Consider the following 17644-nt stretch of genomic DNA (forward strand, 5'->3'; position numbering starts at 1 on the left):
GGCCTTTCACGCTTGTTGGTAAAGCGCAAGCAGCTATTAATTCAATAGCAAATCAATGGCAATCGGGTTTCAGCCTCGCACCGCCAGCGCCAGCGCCAGGGTATCCGGCGGCACCTCGTCCACCTGGGCAGGCTCCAGGAACTCGCGCCCGTACCGTTCGTACACACGCTCCCGCACGAACACTTCGAACAGGTCCGGGTCGATATGCCCGTTGTCACGCATCCGGCACATGATGGCGATGGCCTGCGACAGGGTCATGCCGCTCTTGTACGGCCGGTCTGCGGCCGTGAGGGCCTCAAAGATGTCGGCAATGCCCATCATCCGGGCCTGCAGCGACATCTGGTCGCGGGTGAGGCCGCGCGGGTAGCCCTTTCCGTCCATGCGTTCGTGGTGGCCGCCTGCGTATTCGGGAACGTTTTTCAGATGCCGCGGCCAGGGGAGCGTCTCCAGCATCTTGATGGTGGCGACGATGTGGTAATTGATGGTGTCGCGCTCGGCCTGGTTCAGCGTGCCCGAGCGGATGGTGAGGTTCTCCACCTCCTCGGCAGAGAGGAAACTGGTCTGCACGCCCTGCGGGTTGCGCCAGTGGCGCATGGCGGCAATGTCGCGCACGCGCTGCTGGTCTTCGGGGCGCATGGCCTCGGTGCCCGCGTTGCTGCGGCGCAGAAATTCGCGGTCTTCCTCCAGCGCATGGATCTCGTGCTGCAGGGCCTGCAGCTCCTGCCCCTCGGCACGGGCATCCACCACCGGGCGCAGCGCCAGCTGGCGGCGCAGGGCGGCCAGTTCGGCGTCGCGCTTCAAGACTTCAAAGCGCGTGTCCACCAGGCCGATGCGGTCGTACAGTGTTTGCAGCTTGGTCGCCTTGTCCACCACATGCACCGGCGTGGTGATCTTGCCGCAGTCGTGCAGCAGGCCGGCCATCTTGAGCTCGTAGCGGTCCCGGTCACTCATGCGAAAGCCCGCCAGCGGCCCCTGGTTGGTGGCATTCACCGCCTCGGCCAGCATCATGGTGAGGGCGGGCACACGCTGGCAATGGCCACCGGTGTAGGGCGACTTTTCGTCAATGGCCAGGTTGATCAGGTTCACAAACGACTCGAACAGGCGTTCGAGCTGCGTGATGAGCAGCCGGTTGGTGAGCGCAATCGCAGCCTGCGAGGCCAGCGACTCGGCCAGGCCCTGGTCGGCCTCGGAGAACGTGGTGACCTCGCCGGTCTCCCAGTGCCGCGCGTTGATGAGCTGCAGCACGCCGATCAGTTCGTGGTCGTGGTTCTTCATCGGCACGGTCAGAAACGATTGCGAGCGGTACCCCGTGCGCGCATCGAAACTGCGCGTGCCTGAAAAATCAAAGCCCTCGGCGCAGTAGGCGTCGGCAATGTTCACCGTGCGGTCGTGGATGGCGGCATATGCGGCCACCAGCGAATCGTTGGGGCTGCCATCGGCGTTGCGCAGCGGCAGGTGCGGAAAATCAATCGGCTTGCCCGTGGTGCCGCCCAGGCGAATGTCCAGCGAATCGGTGCGCAGTATCTCGAACTTGAGCGACTGGCCGTCCTCCGTCACGCTGTAGAGCGTGCCGCCATCCGCGCCGGTGATGGCCCTGGCAGCCTCCAGAATGTTCTCCAGCAGGCGGTCGATGTTGCGCTCGCGCGAGAGCGCGGCCCCGATGCCATTGAGCTGCTCCAGGCGGCGAAACAGGTTGAGGGAGGGTTCCTGGGCCATAAGACACCTTGGGTGCGTGTTGGGGACTCCGGCATCGTAACGAAAGTGACCGCTATCATCACCCTTCTTTGCTGCTCTTCGCCCCCATTTCGTGGACTCGGTCACACCCCGCTACCTCACTGTTGCGCTTTACCTGTTTGTCGACCTGCCCGACTGCGCCACGCTGCGTGCGCCGCTGCAGACCCTGTGCGACGAGCGCGGCGTGCGCGGCATGCTGCTGCTGGCGCCCGAGGGCATCAACGGCACCATTGCGGGCGCACCCGATGATGTATTGGCCGTGCTGGCCTGGCTGCGCAGCGATACCCGCTTTGCGAAGCTGCAGCACAAGGAGGCCCCCACCGACCGCCAGCCGTTCTACCGCATGCGCGTGCGGCTCAAGCGCGAGATCGTGACCCTGGGCGTGCCGGGCCTGAACCCCGCGCGCAACGCCGGCACCTATGTGAAGCCTGAAGACTGGAATGCGCTCATCGACGACCCCGGCGTGGTGGTGGTGGACACGCGCAACGACTACGAGGTGGGCATCGGCACGTTCGCGCGCGCCATCAACCCGCACACCAAGAGCTTCGCGGAGTTTCCGGCCTGGGTGGAACGCGAGAAACAACCCGGCGGCGTGCTGGCGGGCAAACCGCGGGTCGCCATGTTCTGCACTGGCGGCATCCGCTGCGAGAAATCCACCGCGCTGCTCAGGTCGCAGGGGTTCGACGATGTGTTCCACCTGGAAGGCGGCATCCTGAAATACCTGGAAACGGTGCCGGAAGAAAACAGTCGCTGGCAGGGCGACTGTTTTGTGTTTGACGAGCGCGTGTCCGTGGGCCACGGCCTGGCGCCGGGGCACCACCAGTTGTGCCGGTCCTGTCGCATGCCGCTGGGCGAAGCCGAGCTCGCATCACCCCACTACGTGCGCGGCGTAAGCTGCCCCTACTGCCACGGCACCCGCACGCCCGAACAGGAACGCGCACTGGCCGAACGCCAGCGCCAGATGGACCTGGCGGAGCAACGCGGGCAAGCGCACCTGGGCGCACGGCAACCCGGCGCACCCGCGCGGGCCGCCGCCTGCGATGTGGGCGGGTGTGAGGGCGAGCCCGCGTGAACGCTGCCCTGCCCGTTCTGTACTCCTTTCGCCGCTGCCCGTATGCCATGCGCGCCCGGCTGGCGCTGGCTGTCAGCGGGCAGGCCTGCGAGCTGCGCGAGGTGGTGTTGCGCAACAAACCCCAGGGCTTGCTGCAGGCATCGCCCAAGGCCACCGTGCCCGTACTGGTGCTGGCAGATGGCAGGGTGCTGGACCAGAGCCTGGACATCATGCAATGGGCGCTGGCGCAGCGCGATCCTGCGCACTGGCTGGCCCCCAGCGAAGGCACCGAGGCCGACATGCTGGCGCTGATTGAAGAATGCGACAGCCGGTTCAAGCAGGCGCTTGACCGCTGCAAGTACCCTGCCCGCTATCCCGCATCAGATGCTGCTGTTGCGCGAGTACAGGCTGTGGAGTGGCTGCAGGGCCTGCAGGCGCGGCTGGTTCGGCACAACTTCCTGTTTGGCCGCCATGCGGCGCTGGCGGACATGGCGATTGCACCTTTCGTGCGGCAGTTTGCCGGCATCGATGCCAGCTGGTGGCAGGCACAGCCCTGGCCGCACCTGCAGGCCTGGCTGGCACAGTGGCAGTCCAGCCACCTCTTTGAGAGCGTGATGCACAAACTGCCCGCCTGGATCGATGGCACCGCAGGTGTGCCATTTCCGCACCCGCCGACCACGGACTGACCCACAATGAAAACCATCGACGAGATGCTGAACCTGGATCTGCTCACCCCCGATCAGCACCTGCAGATCAGCGCATGGATTGCCCGCTCTTCATCGCCCGAAGAGATATTGCAGATGCCGGCGCCCCTGTGGCAGGCCGTGGAGCGGGCCAGCCAGACCATGGGCATCCACGAAGACCTGATGCGCCCGCCCTCGCTGGACGCAGGCGACCTGGTATTGGGCTGACCGCAACCGGTCGGGCAAAACAAAAGGCGCTCGGGTGAGCGCCTCGTTCAGCACGTTCGTGGCAACCGTGGCACCAGTGAAATCAGGCCACCGAATACCCAGAACCGCCTGGGCGCCCGCCCCTGACGCCGCGCACCACAAGCGCCAGCAGCACCACGGCAAACGCCACAAAACACAGGAACGACCAGTTGGCTATCGAGCCGCCCAGAAAGGTCCAGTCAATCGCAGCGCAGTCGCCAGAACCTCGGAAGATCATGGGAATGGCGCGGCTGATGGGGTAGTTTTCAATCATTCCGTAGAAGTCACGACCGCAGGTGGCGATTTCGGGCGGGTACCACTGCAGCCAGCTCTGGCGGGCCGCCACAAAGGCGCCGAAGCCGGAAGACAGCAGCGCCAGCGCAGCCATGGTTATCCACCAGCCTTTTTGGCCTCTGGCGCTTGCCAGGGCTGTAAAGATTGCTACACCGATGAGAGCATAACGCTGCACGATGCACATCGGGCAGGGCTCCAAGCCCACCACGTGCTGCAAATACATGCCAAACGCCAGCATGGCCACGCAGGCCACACTGATCAGCGCCAGCACGCGGCGCGGGGCCTGATCGATCCAGTTCAACACCATCATTCCTCTCCCTCATCCAACAGTAGCCGCGCAGGGCATTGCCTCTGAAACCGTCACAGCCCAAACGCGCGGACGGCCAGCAAGGGCCGCCCCGCAGCAAAGGCCGTCGTCGCCCTCAGGGGGAAGACGCAAAGCAGCTCAGGGGGAGTCAAATCCCAGCGGCGTGATCCAAGAACACTCGGGCGCGGCGCGGTGTGACCACCAGCGTTTCACCCTCTTTGAAACCCATTTCCTTGAACTGCTGCGCAGGGATCTGCGCTTCGATCAAGTGTTCAGGGGACGCATTGTCCGCTGGTTTGTGGTCGCCTTCGGGAATAAGTTCCAGCCGTGCAATCGGGCCCACCACGATAGCGCGGCTCAGTTGCGCAACGATGCCGCGCGGACGGCCTTCGGCGTCGAGCCCGGCGCCGGGTGAGTAGCGCTCCACGTCCAGATCGTGCGGGCGCACATAGGCAAACGCCTTGGTGTCCTGCGTGGTGGCATGCTCGGGCGAGTCGATCTGCATGCCATCCAGATGCACCAGCCCCTCATGCGCGCGGCCATGGAACAGGTTCACGTCGCCCAGAAAGCCGTACACAAACGGGCTGGCGGGCTGGTCCCACACCTGCTGGGGCGAGCCGCTTTGCTCGATACGCCCCTGGTTGATCACCACCACGCGGTCGGCCACTTCCAGCGCTTCTTCCTGGTCGTGCGTCACGAAGATGGAGGTGACATGCAGCTCGTCGTGCAGGCGGCGCAGCCAGCGGCGCAGTTCTTTGCGCACCTTGGCATCGAGCGCACCAAAAGGCTCATCGAGCAGCAGCACCTTGGGCTCCACGGCCAGCGCGCGGGCCAGGGCAATGCGCTGGCGCTGGCCGCCAGACAGTTGCGACGGGAACCGCTCGGCCAGCCAGTCCAGCTGCACGAGCTTGAGCAGGTCCATCACCTTCTGCTTGATCTGCGCCTCGCTCGGCCGCTCCTTGCGGGGTTTCACGCGCAGACCAAAGGCCACGTTCTCGAACACGGTCATGTGGCGGAACAGCGCGTAGTGCTGGAACACAAAGCCCACGTTGCGCTCGCGCACATGCACGTCGGTGGTGTCTTCGCCGCTGAAGTGGATGGTGCCCACGTCGGCCGTCTCCAGCCCCGCGATGATGCGCAAGAGCGTGGTCTTGCCGCAGCCCGAAGGACCGAGCAACGCGATGAGTTCGCCCGACGCAATGTCCAGGCTCACGTCCCGCAGCGCATGAAAGTCGCCAAACTGCTTGCTGACGTTACGGATTTCAATGCTCATGGTGTTCTTCTTCCTTCAAACGCCAGCGGGCGCGGGGCGCTCGGGGGGCAATTCGGCAGCGGCTTTCAGTGCCTGCTCGTTGCGGTGTTCGGCAATGGTCTTGATGACCAGCGTGACCAGGGCCAGCAAGGCCAGCAGCGAGGCTGCGGCGAACGCGGCGACCGACTGGTATTCGTTGTACAGAATTTCAACGTGCAGCGGGATGGTGTTGGTCTGGCCCCGGATGTGGCCCGACACCACCGACACCGCACCAAACTCGCCCATGGCGCGGGCGTTACACAGAATCACGCCGTACAGCAGGCCCCATTTGATGTTGGGTAGCGTGACGTACCAGAAGGTCTGCCAGCCGGTTGCGCCCAGCACGATGGCCGCCTGCTCCTCGTCGTTGCCCTGCGCCTGCATCAACGGGATCAGCTCGCGCGCGATGAAGGGGAAGGTCACAAACACGGTGGCCAGCACGATGCCGGGAACGGCAAAGATGATCTTGATGTCATGCGCCTGCAGCCAGGGGCCAAACCAGCCCTGCGCGCCGAACATCAGCACGTAGACAAGGCCAGCAACCACCGGCGACACCGAAAACGGCAAGTCCACCAGCGTGGTCAAAAACGCCTTGCCCCGGAACTCATATTTGGCAATGCACCAGGCCGCTGCCACGCCGAACACCAGGTTCAGCGGCACGGCTATGGCGGCAGTGATCAGCGTGAGCTTGATGGCCGACCAGGCATCGGGCTCGCGCAGACCTTCGAGGTACGCGCCAAAACCCTTGCGCAGCGCTTCGGCAAACACCGCGGCGAGCGGCAACACCAGAAACAGCAGCATGAAGGCCAGCGCGATCCCGATCAGGGTGTAGCGCACCCATGGCGACTCGGTCGTTCCCGCCTGTGTGCGGCGCACGGTTCTTGTAGCAGCCCCGCTCATGCTGGTGCCCCCGCGTGGCGGCGCTGCCAGGCCTGCAGTGCGTTGATGATGAGCAGCAAGACAAACGAGATGACCAGCATCACCGTGGCCACCGCAGTGGCGCCCGCGTAGTCGTACTGCTCCAGCTTGCCGATGATGATGAGCGGCGTGATTTCAGACACCATGGGAACGTTGCCCGCGATAAAAATGACCGAGCCGTATTCACCCACCGCCCGCGCAAACGCCATGGCAAAGCCGGTCAGCAGCGCAGGCGTGATGGACGGAAGGATGACTTTGGTGAAAGTTTGCAAGCGCGTGGCGCCCAGGCAGGTGGCGGCCTCTTCCAGCTCTTTCTCGGCGTCTTCGAGCACGGGTTGCACCGTACGAACCACAAACGGCAGGCCGATAAAGATGAGCGCAATCACGATACCGGCGGGCTTGAACGCCAGCTGAATGCCCATGGGCTCCAGAATCTGGCCGATCCAGCCATTGCCAGCCAGCAGCGCGGTCAGCGAGATGCCGGCCACCGCGGTGGGCAATGCAAAAGGCAGGTCCACCAGGGCATCCACGATCTTCTTGCCCGGAAACTTGTAGCGCACCAGCACCCACGCGATCAGCAGGCCAAACACCAGGTTGACCAGCGCAGCAATGAACGAAGCGCCAAATGTGAGCTTGTACGACGCCACCACCCGGGGTGAGCTGACGGCCGCCCAGAACTCGTCCCACGTGAGCGTAAAGGTCTTGAAGATCAGCGCCGACAGCGGGATCAGCACAATGATGCTGAGATAGAAAAGTGTGTAGCCCAGCGTGATGCCAAAGCCTGGCAGCACGCGCTTGGGCGCACGCCGGCCGACCTGGGCAGAGGCCCGCAAGGCCCCCTGCCCGGCCGCAGAGGTCGCAGCAGTCATGTCGGCTTACTTGGTGCTGTAGATCTTGTCGAACTGGCCGCCGTCATTGAAGTGCACCTTCTGCGCTTCGGTCAGCGAACCAAAATATTTGGACACCGTGAACTGCTTGAGCGGCTTGAACGTGGCGGCGTGCTTCTTGAGCACGGCTTCCGAACGCGGGCGGATGGCGTGCTTGGCGGCGATCTCCTGGGCTTCGTCGGAATACAGGTAGTCAAGATAAGCCTTGGCCAGCGCGCCGGAGTTCTTCTTTGCCGTGGTGCGTTCAACAATCGCCACGGGGTTCTCGGCCACCACGCTCACCGAGGGGTACACGGAGTCCACCTTGCCCGCGCCGAATTCGCGGTCGATCGACACCACCTCGGATTCAAACGTGATGAGCACGTCGCCAATGTTGCGCTGCAAGAAGGTGGCGGTGGCGTCGCGCCCGCCCTTGGCCAGCACCGGCACGTTCTTGTACAGCTTGGCCACGAACTCGGCGGCCTGCTCGTCGGTGCCGCCCTTTTCGCGCACGGCGCCCCAGGCGGCCAGATAGGCATAGCGGCCGTTGCCGCCAGTCTTGGGGTTCACCACGATCACCTGCACGCCGGGCTTGATGAGGTCGTCCCAGTCCTTGATGCCCTTGGGGTTGCCGTTGCGCACCAGAAAGAGCATGGTGGAGGTGGTGGGCGATGCGTCGTGCGGAAACTTCTTGGCCCAGTCCTTGGCGACCACGCCGCTGTCGGCCAGAAACTGCACGTCGGTGGTGGTGTTCATGGTGACCACATCGGCGTCCAGCCCGTCACGCACGGCGCGTGCCTGCGCGCTGGAGCCTGCGTGAGACTGGTCAATCTTCACATCCTGGCCCGTGGTCTTCTTGTAGTGCGCCGCGAAAGCAGCGTTGTAGTCCTTGTAGAACTCGCGCGCCACGTCGTACGACACATTGAGCAGCGTGTTCTGCGCCGCAGCCAAACCACTGGTGGCCAGGGCCACGGTGGCCAGAAGGGTCTTGAGTTTGAGGGAAGTCGTCATGGTGCGTCGCCTGATGAAAAGCTGGAGATGGCGGATTGTGCAGAGCGCTTCTTAAAACTCAAAAGAATATATTCTTGTTAATTAATCGAAATTTCGAATATAGACCGTACACCAGACGCATTCACCACCGCCCCGGAGGATCTGCGGCGCTCGATATTTCCAAGCAAAAATGGCCTCTAGCGCTTATCTGTATTGCGCTAGCAGCTATCAATTTAGGATCAATCCAGGTGCAACCGGGCTACAACGCCACTGGCGATGCGTGTACGGCAGAGGGCGACACGGCCGCTGCGCCTGCAGGCTGCTCGCCCTCCAGCGACTGCAGCAATGCCCAGCCCAGCGGCCATTCGCCATGGCCGGAGTCGATGTTGATATGCCCGGCGTTCTGCATGCGCACGAACTCGCTGCCCCAGGCGCGGGCATAGGCGCCTGCCAGGCGAATGGGGCAGTACGGGTCGTTGCTGCTGGCCACCACGATGCTGCGGTACGGCAGCGGCGCATAGGGCACCGATGCAAAGTCGCTCAGGATGGCCCGGCGCTCCGGGTCGGCCGGGGCCACCAGCAGTGCACCGCACACCCGGGCTGCCGCTGCAGGCCCGAGGTGGGTGGTGGTGATGCAGCCCAGGCTGTGGGCCACGATCACCACGGGGTGCGGCGCAGCGAGCACGGTTTTTTCAAGTTGCCCCACCCAGGCGGTGCGCTTGGGGGTGATCCAGTCATCCTGCACCACGCGTGTTGCGCGGGGCAGCCGTTCGGCCCACAGGCTTTGCCAGTGTCCGGGGCCCGAGTCGCGCCAGCCGGGGACGATGATGATGGATGCGGTAGTCACAGGCTCAGCATTCTGGGAGCCCGCCTTTAAAACCCAAACGACTTAATTCTTTTTATTTAATCGCCAAATCATCTAAACATGCCCCGCCAAGCCGTCTGTGGAAAAAATGCGACTCTTCAATGAACAAAAAAACTTTGTTGTCGATTTTGCGACCAAACAGTACAATCTCGTAACCAAATGCAAACATTCGTGGTGAGCAATGGGCTCTCTGGCGCGGTGTCTGCAAGCGACTTCTGTTCGAGACATCTATTCAAGGCACACCTATGAACACCTGGAAAATCAGCCATCGCCTCATGGCGGCCTTCGGCCTGGTCATCGTGGCTTTGCTCGGCATGTCGATCTACAGCATGCTCATAGCACGGGGGATCGACCGGGCACTCACGGCCAACGCCACGCAAAACGCCGTCATCCAGCGCGCAGCCATCAACTTCCGCGGCTCTGCACACGACCGGTCCATCGCGGTGCGCGACGTGGTGCTGGCGCCCAGCGAAGACGCACGCCGGGCCGAAGTCGAAGACATCGCCAGGCTGGCGGACTTTTACGCCAAGTCGGCCACGCAGCTTGAAGCGGTGCTGCAAACCGCCAAAGACGTCCCGCCCGAAGTGGGCCCGATGGTGCAGGCCCTCAAAGACATCGAAACGCGCACGGTGGCCACCACCAACAAGGTCGTGGCCCTGATGCAGGCAGGCGACCGGACGGGCGCCGAAGCCCTGCTCTGGTCTGAAGCCAAGCCCCAGTACGAACAATGGCTGGCCGCCGCCAACAAGCTGATCGACTATGAAGAAGGCCGCATCATCAAGAACAGCCAGACGGCCAACCAGGACGCTAACCAGTTCACCGGCGTGATGCTGGCCATCACCTTGCTGGCCGTGCTGATCAGCGTGGGCGCCACGGTGATGGTTTCGCGCAGCATCGGCCGCGAACTGGGCGCAGAGCCCAGCGAGGTGCGCGCCGTGGTGCAGGCCATTGAGCAGGGTGACCTCACGGTGCCTGTGCAGGTCAAGGCGGGCGACACCGGCAGCGTGATGGTGGCGGTGCGCGACATGCAGCAGCGTTTTCATGAACTGGTCTCCGCCGTGCGGGACAACATTGGGCAGCTGCGCGCTACCAGCGACGACATCAGCAGCGGCAACCAGAACCTGGGCCACCGCACCGAACAGGCCGCCAGCAGCCTGGAGCAGACCGCCGCCAGCATGGAAGAGCTGACCGCCACCGTGCGCCAGAGTGCCGACTCCGCCCGCCAGGCCAACCAGCTGGCCACCACGGCAGCGGGCACCGCCGCCAAGGGTGGCGAGGTGATGCAACAGGTCGTGACGACCATGCAGGACATCCACCACAGCAGCCAGAAAATTGCGGACATCATTGGCGTGATCGATGGTATTGCTTTCCAGACCAATATCCTGGCCCTCAACGCGGCGGTGGAGGCTGCCCGCGCGGGCGAGCAGGGGCGCGGCTTTGCCGTGGTGGCCACCGAAGTGCGCAGCCTGGCGCAGCGCAGTGCCGAGGCCGCCAAGGAGATCAAGGCGCTCATCCAGTCCAGCGTGGAGAAGGTGGACTCTGGCACCCAGCTGGTGGCCGATGCCGGTGTGACGATGAACGAGATCGTGCAGGGCGTTCAGCGGGTGACGGGCATCATTGGCGAGATCAGCACTGCAGCAGCCGAGCAAAGTGACGGCATCTCGCAGGTCAACGTCGCCGTCACGCAGCTGGACCAGATGACGCAGCAAAACGGCGCGCTGGTGGGCGAAAGCTCGATGGCCGCCGAAAACCTGCGCCAGCAGGCGCAAAGCCTGGCAGACCTGGTGGCGGTGTTCCATGTCGCCGGCGGTACGGCTGCAGGCCAGGCCCAAACGGCACCGCGTGCTGCACGCCAGGGCACAGGCACTGCCCTGCCGGTGCCGCGCACCCGGCGCCTGGCGCACTGAATGTGAATGCCCGGGCCCGGGCGCGATGAGCCCGCCCGCAGCGCAATGTTCAGGTGTGCGACCCGGCAGGCCCATCACCCGGTGCGTCTTGCAGCAGTTGCTCCAGCCGCCGGGGGTAGTTGTTCAGAAAGTCCCGGGTCACCGCAAAGTGCTCGGTGTCTTCAAACGCCACTTGCGCCAACCCCGTGCTGCCAAACCGGATGATCCGGGCGTGGGGATAGGACAGCAGGATGGGCGAATGCGTGGCGATGATGAACTGCGACTTGTCCTGCACCAGCTGGTGGATGGCCGAGAGCGCGGCCAGCTGCCGTTGGGGCGAGAGAGCCGCCTCCGGCTCGTCCAGAAGGTACAGGCCCTGGCCCCTGAACCTGTGGATGAGCAGCGCCATAAAGGCTTCGCCGTGCGAACGCGCATGCAGTGACCTGCCTCCATAGCTCTCCAGGTAGCCCACCTCGTCCATGAACGTCGCCACATTGAAAAAGCTCTCGGCCCGCAGAAAGTAGCCATCGCGCGGTTTGCGGAAGCTGCGCGCCAGCCGCAGCACCTCATGCAGCGGCGACACCGATTGCGTCGTCGCCAGCTGGAAGTTGCGGGTACCACCTTCAGGGCTGTAGCCCAGCGCCAGGGCAATGCCTTCGAGCAGGGTGGATTTGCCAGAGCCGTTTTCTCCCACAAAGAACGTTACATCCGGATGGAACTCCAGCAGCCCCAGCTCCCGCACGGCGGGGATGCTGTAGGGATAGGCGTCGTAGTCCACCTCGGCATCAGGGCGGATGCGAACGCTCTGCAGATAGGGTTTGGCGGCAAGCATGGACTGCATGCTAACGGGCGCCAAAGGATCAGCTCCCGGCGTTCAGCTCCGGCACCGGCAACTTTTTTCGCGGCCTTTTAACCCCGTTGGCCGGCCCCGTTCGTTTCACCCAGCACCAACACCCATTGCCTGACTGGAGCCGCCATGAAACACCGTTTGCTCACCATCACCGTCCAGACATCCATCACAGGGCTGGCCGCGTTGCTGGCACTGGCCTGCCTGCCCGCCCACGCCGTGGGCCACCTGGCGGATGTCACCATTGTTGACCGCGACACCGGGGCCACGCTGCCGGTGCACTATGCCCGTGGCGAGTACTGGGTGGCAGGCCGCCCGGGCGCGCGCTACGCCATTACCGTGCGCAACCGGCTGGGTGAGCGCGTGCTGGCGGTGCCTTCGGTGGATGGTGTGAACGTTCTCAGTGGCGAAACCGCCGCGTGGGACCAGCGCGGCTATGTGTTTGCGCCCCATGAGCGCTACCAGATCACGGGCTGGCGCAAAAGCGCCAGCGAGGTGGCAGCGTTTGAGTTTGCCCCCATTGCCCACTCGTACGCAGCGCGCACGGGACGCCCTGCGCACGTGGGGGTGATCGGGGTCGCGCTGTTCCGTGAACAGCCGCCGCTGCCACCGCCGTCCGTCGCGCCTGCACCGTACAGCCAGCGGGGGCGCGGTGACAGCGGCGCGGACGGGGACGATGGCGCCAATGCACTGGACCGCCTGCGCGAGGAACCCGCGCAGGCAGCGCCCGCCCCGTTGTCCCGGGCCGAATCTTCAGCGCGATCGCACTCTGCCGAGAGCGCAGCCAATGCAGCGCCCCTGCCATCCGCCCGGCTGGGCACGGCACACGGCCAGCGTGAGACATCCGTGGTCACGCACACCACCTTTGCGCGGCTGCACAGCCACCCCAATGAAGTGATCAGCATCCGTTACGACAGCCGCGAAAACCTGATTGCCAGCGGCGTGATCCGCGAACCCGCCGCCCGGCTGCATGTGCCCCGCGCGTTTCCGCTGTCGGACCCGTTTTCGTATGTTCCCGACCCGAGGTAGCCCGTGCAAGCGCCTGCAACACCTGCGCCTGCCGGTGCATGAGGGCCTCGCATAATGCGCGGGTGCCGCCCCCCAGCTCCACCGCACCCGCAGACGATGGCGACGAAACGCTGATGCTGCGCTACGCCCGGGGAGACATGGCTGCGTTTGACACGCTGTACGCCCGGCACGAACTGGCGGTATGGCGGTTTGTGTACCGCAGCGTGAAAGTGCAGGCGGTGGCGGACGACCTGCTTCAGGATGTGTGGTTTGCGGTGGCGCGCCATGCGCGAACCTATGAAGCCAAGGCGAAGTTCCGCACCTGGCTGTTCACGTTGGCCCACCACCGGCTGGTAGACCACCTGCGCACCGCCAGGCACCACACCAGCCTGGACGCAAGTGGCGACGACGACTTGCACAGCCTGGCGGACACGCTGATGGCCGACTCGGGCTTCGGCCCCGTGCGACAGTTGCAGTCGCGCGAACAGGCGGTGGCGTTGATCACGGCAGTGGAGAACCTGCCTCTGGAACAGCGCGAAGCCTTTTTGCTGCAGGCGGAAGGCGATCTGAGCGTGCAGGAGATTGCCGAGGCCACCGGCGTCCAGTTCGAAACCGCCAAGAGCCGCCTGCGCTACGCGCGGGCCAGCTTGCGGCTCCAGCTCAAGGAATTTGCACCATGAGTGCGCCAGGCGACGAACTGTTACGCCGCTACCACGAGGCCAGTGCAACCGAAGCCGCCCGCCCGGGTGCGCATGTGCGCGATGCCGTGCGCGCGCACGCGCAGATGCTGTCAGCCGCCACTGCCGCCGCCGCCCCGCCCCCGGCCCCTGGACGCGCCGCCGCCAACCAGTCGCGCTGGAAGCTCTCGGCCCTGGCCACGGTGGCCGTGCTGGGCCTCGCCGGGCTGCTGATGCTCCAGTTCGAGCGCGGAACGCCCGAAGAAAAAGAAATCACCCACGGCCCGCGCCGGGCTGAGATGCCGGCGCCTGTGCGCGTGCCACCCCCCTCCCCCGCGCCGACGACCGACACGGCGGCGAAGCGGGGCGCCGAACCGCCAGCCGCGAGTGCGCAGCCGGGCACAGCCCCCGCACCCGCCAAGCCTTCGGCCCCAGCCATGGCCGCCAGGCCGGCTCCTGCGCCTTCTCCAGCGCCAGCTGGTGCGCCAGCCACCGCTCCAGAGCCTTTCGCCCAGTCGCACAGGCGTTCGACCGGTGAAGAGGGCCCTGCCGAGAGGCGGGCCCCGCCGTCCAAGGAATCGGCGGCACCGGCTGCGGACGCTGCCCTGGCCGAATCCGCCCGTGCAGCGGCGCCTGCGCCCACCGCCAACATGGCATCCCGCGCACCGCTGTCGCGCGGTTTGCACGACGCGGCGCGCGCGGGCAACGCCCCCCAGGTGCGCAACCTGGTGCGCCAGGGCGCGGCGGTGGATACGCGCGACAGCGCGGGCAGAACACCGCTGATGCTGGCAGCTATGCATGGCCAGACCACCACCGTTCGGCAACTCCTGGCGCTCGGCGCCAACCCCGCGCTGGTGGATGCGGAAGGCCTGAACGCGGCCGAGCAAGCCCGGCTGCGGGGCCACGCAGCCATTGCCGAACTGCTGGACGGGGCGCGGTGATCGGGTGAAGTCTTAGAACCGCACAGCCTCGAATGCGGGGTGCAACGCGTCGATCCAGTGGTCCAGCTCGTCCTGCGTCACATCCAGGTGGTCCATGCAGGCATGGCCGTGTTCCTGCCATTCGCGCGTGGGCGGCAGGTTGTCGTGGTGGTTGACCAGGAACTCGGCCAGCAGGCCCACGGCCACCAGGTGGCGCACTGCGGGCGCAAAGCGCTCATCGGTGAGGCACGCAAAATCGTGGTGCAGCCAGATGGCCTGGGCCACGTCGCCCGGCAGATGCCAGGTGCGGGCCACGATGGCGCCCATTACTGCGTGGTCGGTGCGGTGGCTGGCGTTCTCGGTCTGGGTGAAGGTGCGGTCCTTGCGGGCCAGGGCCTCGGTCACCGTACCCGCATAGCCGCGCACGGCCTTCACCAGCACCGGCATACCCACGTGGCAGAACAGCCCGAAGCTGTAGCCCAGGCCGGGGTCAAAGCTGTAGAGCTGGTGACCGATGTGTTCGCACGCAATGGCCCTGCGTTGCGAGCTCTCCCAGAAATGCTCGAGCAGCGGCGACCGCACCTGCAATGCGTTGCGCGTGATGAAGGCCGACAGCAGCTCCACCGACGGCTGCAGCCCCAGCACCGTGAGCGCCATGCCCACCGTCTGCACGGGCTGGGTGAGGCCATAGAGCGGGCTGTTGGCCAGCCGTATCACCGCGGCGGCCAGCGCCACGTCCGAAGAGGCCAGCTGCTCCAGCGCGGCCGCATCCAGCTCGGGTGCCGCCACGATCTGCTGCAGACGCAGCAGCGACTCGGGGCACGGCGGGACCACGATCGCCCGCACGGCGGGGTGGATGCGGGCTTGACGGATATCGGCGTCAACGGGGTGTGGAGCGGTCACAAGGAATTTCCGGACGACCCGCTGTGGTGAACACCCGGACTGCCCGCACAGTTGCAATTGGTTGCATTGTGGCGGCAAAAAGCGCGGGGCTGGTGGTACCCGCGCCCGGCAGCGGACTTTGCACGTGCGGGCGCGAGAGCTCTTGCTACCCGGTAAGCCGCAAACGGCCGCTCAGTCCACCGTCCACCGCCGCTCAGATGTCCGCGCCGTCCAGCCCTTGCAGGGCCTGGCGCGTGCTGAGGCTGCTGCGCCCCGGCGTTGCCTCGCCCAGAAAGTCCAGAAAACGCCGCACGGCGGGCGACAGCCCCCGGCGCGACGGAAACACCGCGTGCACGATGGCGGTGGCAGGGCCCCAGTCGGGCAACACGCGCACCAGCTTGCGCGCGCGCATTTCTTCATGGCACATGTAGTCGGGCATCCAGCACACGCCCGTGCCCGCCACGGCGGCGAACTTGAGCGTGAGCAGGTCGTCGGCCACATAGCGCGGCGTGTGGTGCACCACCTGTTGCACGCCGCCCGGGCCTATCAAGTGCCAGGTGGAGCGGCCGTCGGGGGCCGACATGGCGATGCTGTCGAGCTTGGCCAGGTCGTCCAGAGTCTCTGGAGTGCCCTGGCGGATGAGCAGCTCGGGGCTTGCCACCAGGATCTGGGTGGTGGTGTCCAGCCGCTTGACCACCATGCTGCCGCTGTCGTCCACCGAGGCGCGCACTCGCAGCGCAACATCGATGCCCTCCTCCACCAGGTTCACGGCACGGTTGCTCACCAGCATGTCGATGCGCACCTCGGGGTACTGGGCCAGAAACCGGGGTATCAGCTCGGCCACTACGGTCTGCGCCAGTGTGACCGGGCAACTCACGCGGATGGTGCCGCGCGGCTTGGTCTGCACCTGGGCCACCGTGTCCGCCGCGGCCTGGGCCGACTCGCGCATGGCCTGGCAGTGGCGCAAGTAGGCCTCGCCCACTTCGGTCAGCGAGAGCTTGCGGGTGGTGCGCTGCAGCAGGCGCACGCCCAGCTGGGTCTCCAGATCGGACACCCGGCGGGACAGCCGGGACTTGGGGATGCCCAGGGCGCGTCCGGCAGCGGCAAAACCGCCCCGCTCCACCACTTCGGCGAAATACAGCATGTCGTTGAGGTCTTGCATGGCGATCACTGTTCTATGGGTAGAACAATCTATCGCAATTTTGCCGGCTTATCAACAAAACCATGCCTTAGCACAATCAACCCATCGCCACATACGGTGGCCTTACACAGACCTCGGAGAACTTCATGCAACTGCTTCACATCGACTCTGCCATCACCGGTGACCAATCCGTTTCCCGCCAGCTCACGGCCCAGATCGTGGCCGCCTACAAGGCCAGCCACCCCGACACCCAGGTGAGCTACCTTGATCTTGTAGCCAATGCGCCTGCCCACTTCACCATGGACGCCATGGCGCCCCGCACGGGCCAGACCGACGGCCTGAGCGACGCGCAAAAGCGTGAGAACGCCGTGTCTGAACAGCTGGTCAGCCAGTTCCTGGTGGCTGACGTGGTGGTGATCGGCGCGCCGTTCTACAACTTCAGCATCCCCTCGCAGCTCAAGGCCTGGATCGACCGCCTCGCCCAGCCTGGCCGCACGTTCCAGTACACCGCCAACGGCCCGGAAGGGCTGGCCAAGGGCAAGACGGTCATCGTCGCCTCCACCCGGGGCGGTGTGTATTCGACCAGCGAAGGCGGCCAGGCCATGGAGCACCAGGAGAGCTACCTGAAGGTGGTGTTCGGTTTCTTCGGCATCACCGACGTGCGTTTTGTGCGCGCCGAGGGCGTAGCCATGGGCCCCGATGCCAAGGCCGCCGCCCTGGCCTCGGCCCATGTGGACATCACCACCCACACCAGCGTGGCCGCCAACCAGGCCAGCGTGTCGCAGGCCGCCTGATCTCTGGCCAAGCCTGACGACGGCGCGCTCGCGCGCCATCACCCGACCCGGCCCTGCGCCGGGTTTTGCTTTTGAACGACGAAAATTCAGGTAAAAACAGCCTCCAGCGCTTATCCATAAAGCGCCAGCAGCTATTACAAGCATAGCAACTGCAGACACCATCCCCGACTGCAGCGCGGGGCTGCAACGGCAGACGCCAGTGTTGATGGGGGATGATGCCGTGGTCATCATCCACGGAGAACCC

18 protein-coding genes are annotated in these 17644 nt (G+C 65.2%); 8 read left to right on the forward strand and 10 right to left on the reverse strand.

Going from position 1 to position 17644, the window contains the following annotated elements:
* Window positions 1-69 precede the first annotated feature (69 nt).
* On the reverse strand, window positions 70-1716 hold the full coding sequence (locus tag AAFF19_RS14080) for an HD family phosphohydrolase (protein ID WP_182118625.1): 1647 nt from the start codon (window positions 1714-1716) through the stop codon (window positions 70-72).
* Between the two features lie 91 nt (window positions 1717-1807).
* Between AAFF19_RS14080 and AAFF19_RS14085 the strand changes: the two genes are divergently transcribed.
* Genes AAFF19_RS14085 through AAFF19_RS14095 form a run of 3 tightly spaced genes read left to right on the forward strand, consistent with a single transcriptional unit; the run spans window position 1808 to window position 3696 of the window.
* Window positions 1808-2806: a rhodanese-related sulfurtransferase gene (locus AAFF19_RS14085; protein WP_342720406.1), complete on the forward strand. Its 999-nt coding sequence runs from the start codon at window positions 1808-1810 to the stop codon at window positions 2804-2806.
* Between the two features lie 47 nt (window positions 2807-2853).
* Window positions 2854-3471 (forward strand): glutathione S-transferase, encoded by a 618-nt coding sequence (locus AAFF19_RS14090; RefSeq protein WP_182118653.1) that lies wholly within the window; start codon window positions 2854-2856, stop codon window positions 3469-3471.
* 6 nt (window positions 3472-3477) lie between these two features.
* Entirely contained in the window at window positions 3478-3696 is a 219-nt protein-coding gene (locus AAFF19_RS14095) for a hypothetical protein (protein ID WP_182118623.1), read from the forward strand.
* An 82-nt stretch (window positions 3697-3778) separates the two neighbouring features.
* Here the strand turns inward: AAFF19_RS14095 and AAFF19_RS14100 are convergent, their stop codons facing one another.
* The 6 genes from AAFF19_RS14100 to AAFF19_RS14125 form a co-directional block, all read right to left on the reverse strand.
* Window positions 3779-4315, reverse strand: coding sequence for a disulfide bond formation protein B (locus AAFF19_RS14100; RefSeq protein WP_342720407.1), 537 nt, complete (start codon window positions 4313-4315; stop codon window positions 3779-3781).
* A 148-nt stretch (window positions 4316-4463) separates the two neighbouring features.
* Window positions 4464-5588: a sulfate ABC transporter ATP-binding protein gene (locus AAFF19_RS14105; protein WP_008904330.1), complete on the reverse strand. Its 1125-nt coding sequence runs from the start codon at window positions 5586-5588 to the stop codon at window positions 4464-4466.
* Window positions 5589-5603: 15 nt separating this feature from the next.
* Window positions 5604-6506: a sulfate ABC transporter permease subunit CysW gene (cysW, locus tag AAFF19_RS14110; RefSeq protein ID WP_182118620.1), complete on the reverse strand. Its 903-nt coding sequence runs from the start codon at window positions 6504-6506 to the stop codon at window positions 5604-5606.
* Window positions 6503-7393, reverse strand: a complete 891-nt coding sequence (gene cysT, locus AAFF19_RS14115; protein ID WP_182118619.1) for a sulfate ABC transporter permease subunit CysT — start codon at window positions 7391-7393, stop codon at window positions 6503-6505. Before cysT ends, cysW begins: the two co-directional genes overlap by 4 nt.
* A gap of 6 nt (window positions 7394-7399) precedes the next feature.
* Window positions 7400-8401, reverse strand: coding sequence for a sulfate ABC transporter substrate-binding protein (locus tag AAFF19_RS14120; protein ID WP_008904327.1), 1002 nt, complete (start codon window positions 8399-8401; stop codon window positions 7400-7402).
* A gap of 238 nt (window positions 8402-8639) precedes the next feature.
* Window positions 8640-9227 (reverse strand): alpha/beta hydrolase, encoded by a 588-nt coding sequence (locus AAFF19_RS14125; protein WP_182118618.1) that lies wholly within the window; start codon window positions 9225-9227, stop codon window positions 8640-8642.
* A gap of 263 nt (window positions 9228-9490) precedes the next feature.
* Here AAFF19_RS14125 and AAFF19_RS14130 point away from each other — a divergent pair, with 263 nt between their 5' ends.
* On the forward strand, window positions 9491-11152 hold the full coding sequence (locus AAFF19_RS14130) for a methyl-accepting chemotaxis protein (protein ID WP_342720408.1): 1662 nt from the start codon (window positions 9491-9493) through the stop codon (window positions 11150-11152).
* A 49-nt stretch (window positions 11153-11201) separates the two neighbouring features.
* Here the strand turns inward: AAFF19_RS14130 and AAFF19_RS14135 are convergent, their stop codons facing one another.
* Complete coding sequence (locus tag AAFF19_RS14135) at window positions 11202-11963, reverse strand: AAA family ATPase (RefSeq protein ID WP_342720410.1); 762 nt, start codon at window positions 11961-11963, stop codon at window positions 11202-11204.
* Between the two features lie 144 nt (window positions 11964-12107).
* Between AAFF19_RS14135 and AAFF19_RS14140 the strand changes: the two genes are divergently transcribed.
* The 3 genes from AAFF19_RS14140 to AAFF19_RS14150 all read left to right on the forward strand — a co-directional run bounded on the left by AAFF19_RS14140 (window position 12108) and on the right by AAFF19_RS14150 (window position 14604).
* Complete coding sequence (locus tag AAFF19_RS14140) at window positions 12108-13007, forward strand: hypothetical protein (RefSeq protein ID WP_342720411.1); 900 nt, start codon at window positions 12108-12110, stop codon at window positions 13005-13007.
* A gap of 113 nt (window positions 13008-13120) precedes the next feature.
* Window positions 13121-13666: a sigma-70 family RNA polymerase sigma factor gene (locus AAFF19_RS14145; RefSeq protein ID WP_342721857.1), complete on the forward strand. Its 546-nt coding sequence runs from the start codon at window positions 13121-13123 to the stop codon at window positions 13664-13666.
* Window positions 13663-14604 carry an ankyrin repeat domain-containing protein gene (locus tag AAFF19_RS14150; RefSeq protein WP_342720412.1) on the forward strand — a complete coding sequence of 314 codons (942 nt, stop codon included), beginning with the start codon at window positions 13663-13665 and terminating at the stop codon, window positions 14602-14604. The genes AAFF19_RS14145 and AAFF19_RS14150 overlap by 4 nt, the downstream gene beginning before the upstream one ends.
* Window positions 14605-14616: 12 nt before the next feature.
* On the opposite strand, the gene AAFF19_RS14155 is transcribed toward AAFF19_RS14150, so the two are convergent.
* The gene (locus AAFF19_RS14155; RefSeq protein WP_182118614.1) at window positions 14617-15486 is read right to left on the reverse strand and encodes an HDOD domain-containing protein; all 870 of its coding nucleotides are present in this window, start codon (window positions 15484-15486) and stop codon (window positions 14617-14619) included.
* A gap of 193 nt (window positions 15487-15679) precedes the next feature.
* Window positions 15680-16627 (reverse strand): LysR family transcriptional regulator, encoded by a 948-nt coding sequence (locus AAFF19_RS14160; protein WP_008904318.1) that lies wholly within the window; start codon window positions 16625-16627, stop codon window positions 15680-15682.
* A gap of 125 nt (window positions 16628-16752) precedes the next feature.
* On the opposite strand from AAFF19_RS14160, the gene AAFF19_RS14165 reads away from it, so the two are divergent.
* Entirely contained in the window at window positions 16753-17400 is a 648-nt protein-coding gene (locus AAFF19_RS14165; protein ID WP_342720413.1) for an FMN-dependent NADH-azoreductase, read from the forward strand.
* Window positions 17401-17644 lie beyond the last annotated feature (244 nt).

This window comes from Acidovorax sp. FHTAMBA (assembly GCF_038958875.1).
Classification (GTDB): Bacteria; Pseudomonadota; Gammaproteobacteria; order Burkholderiales; family Burkholderiaceae_C; genus Acidovorax.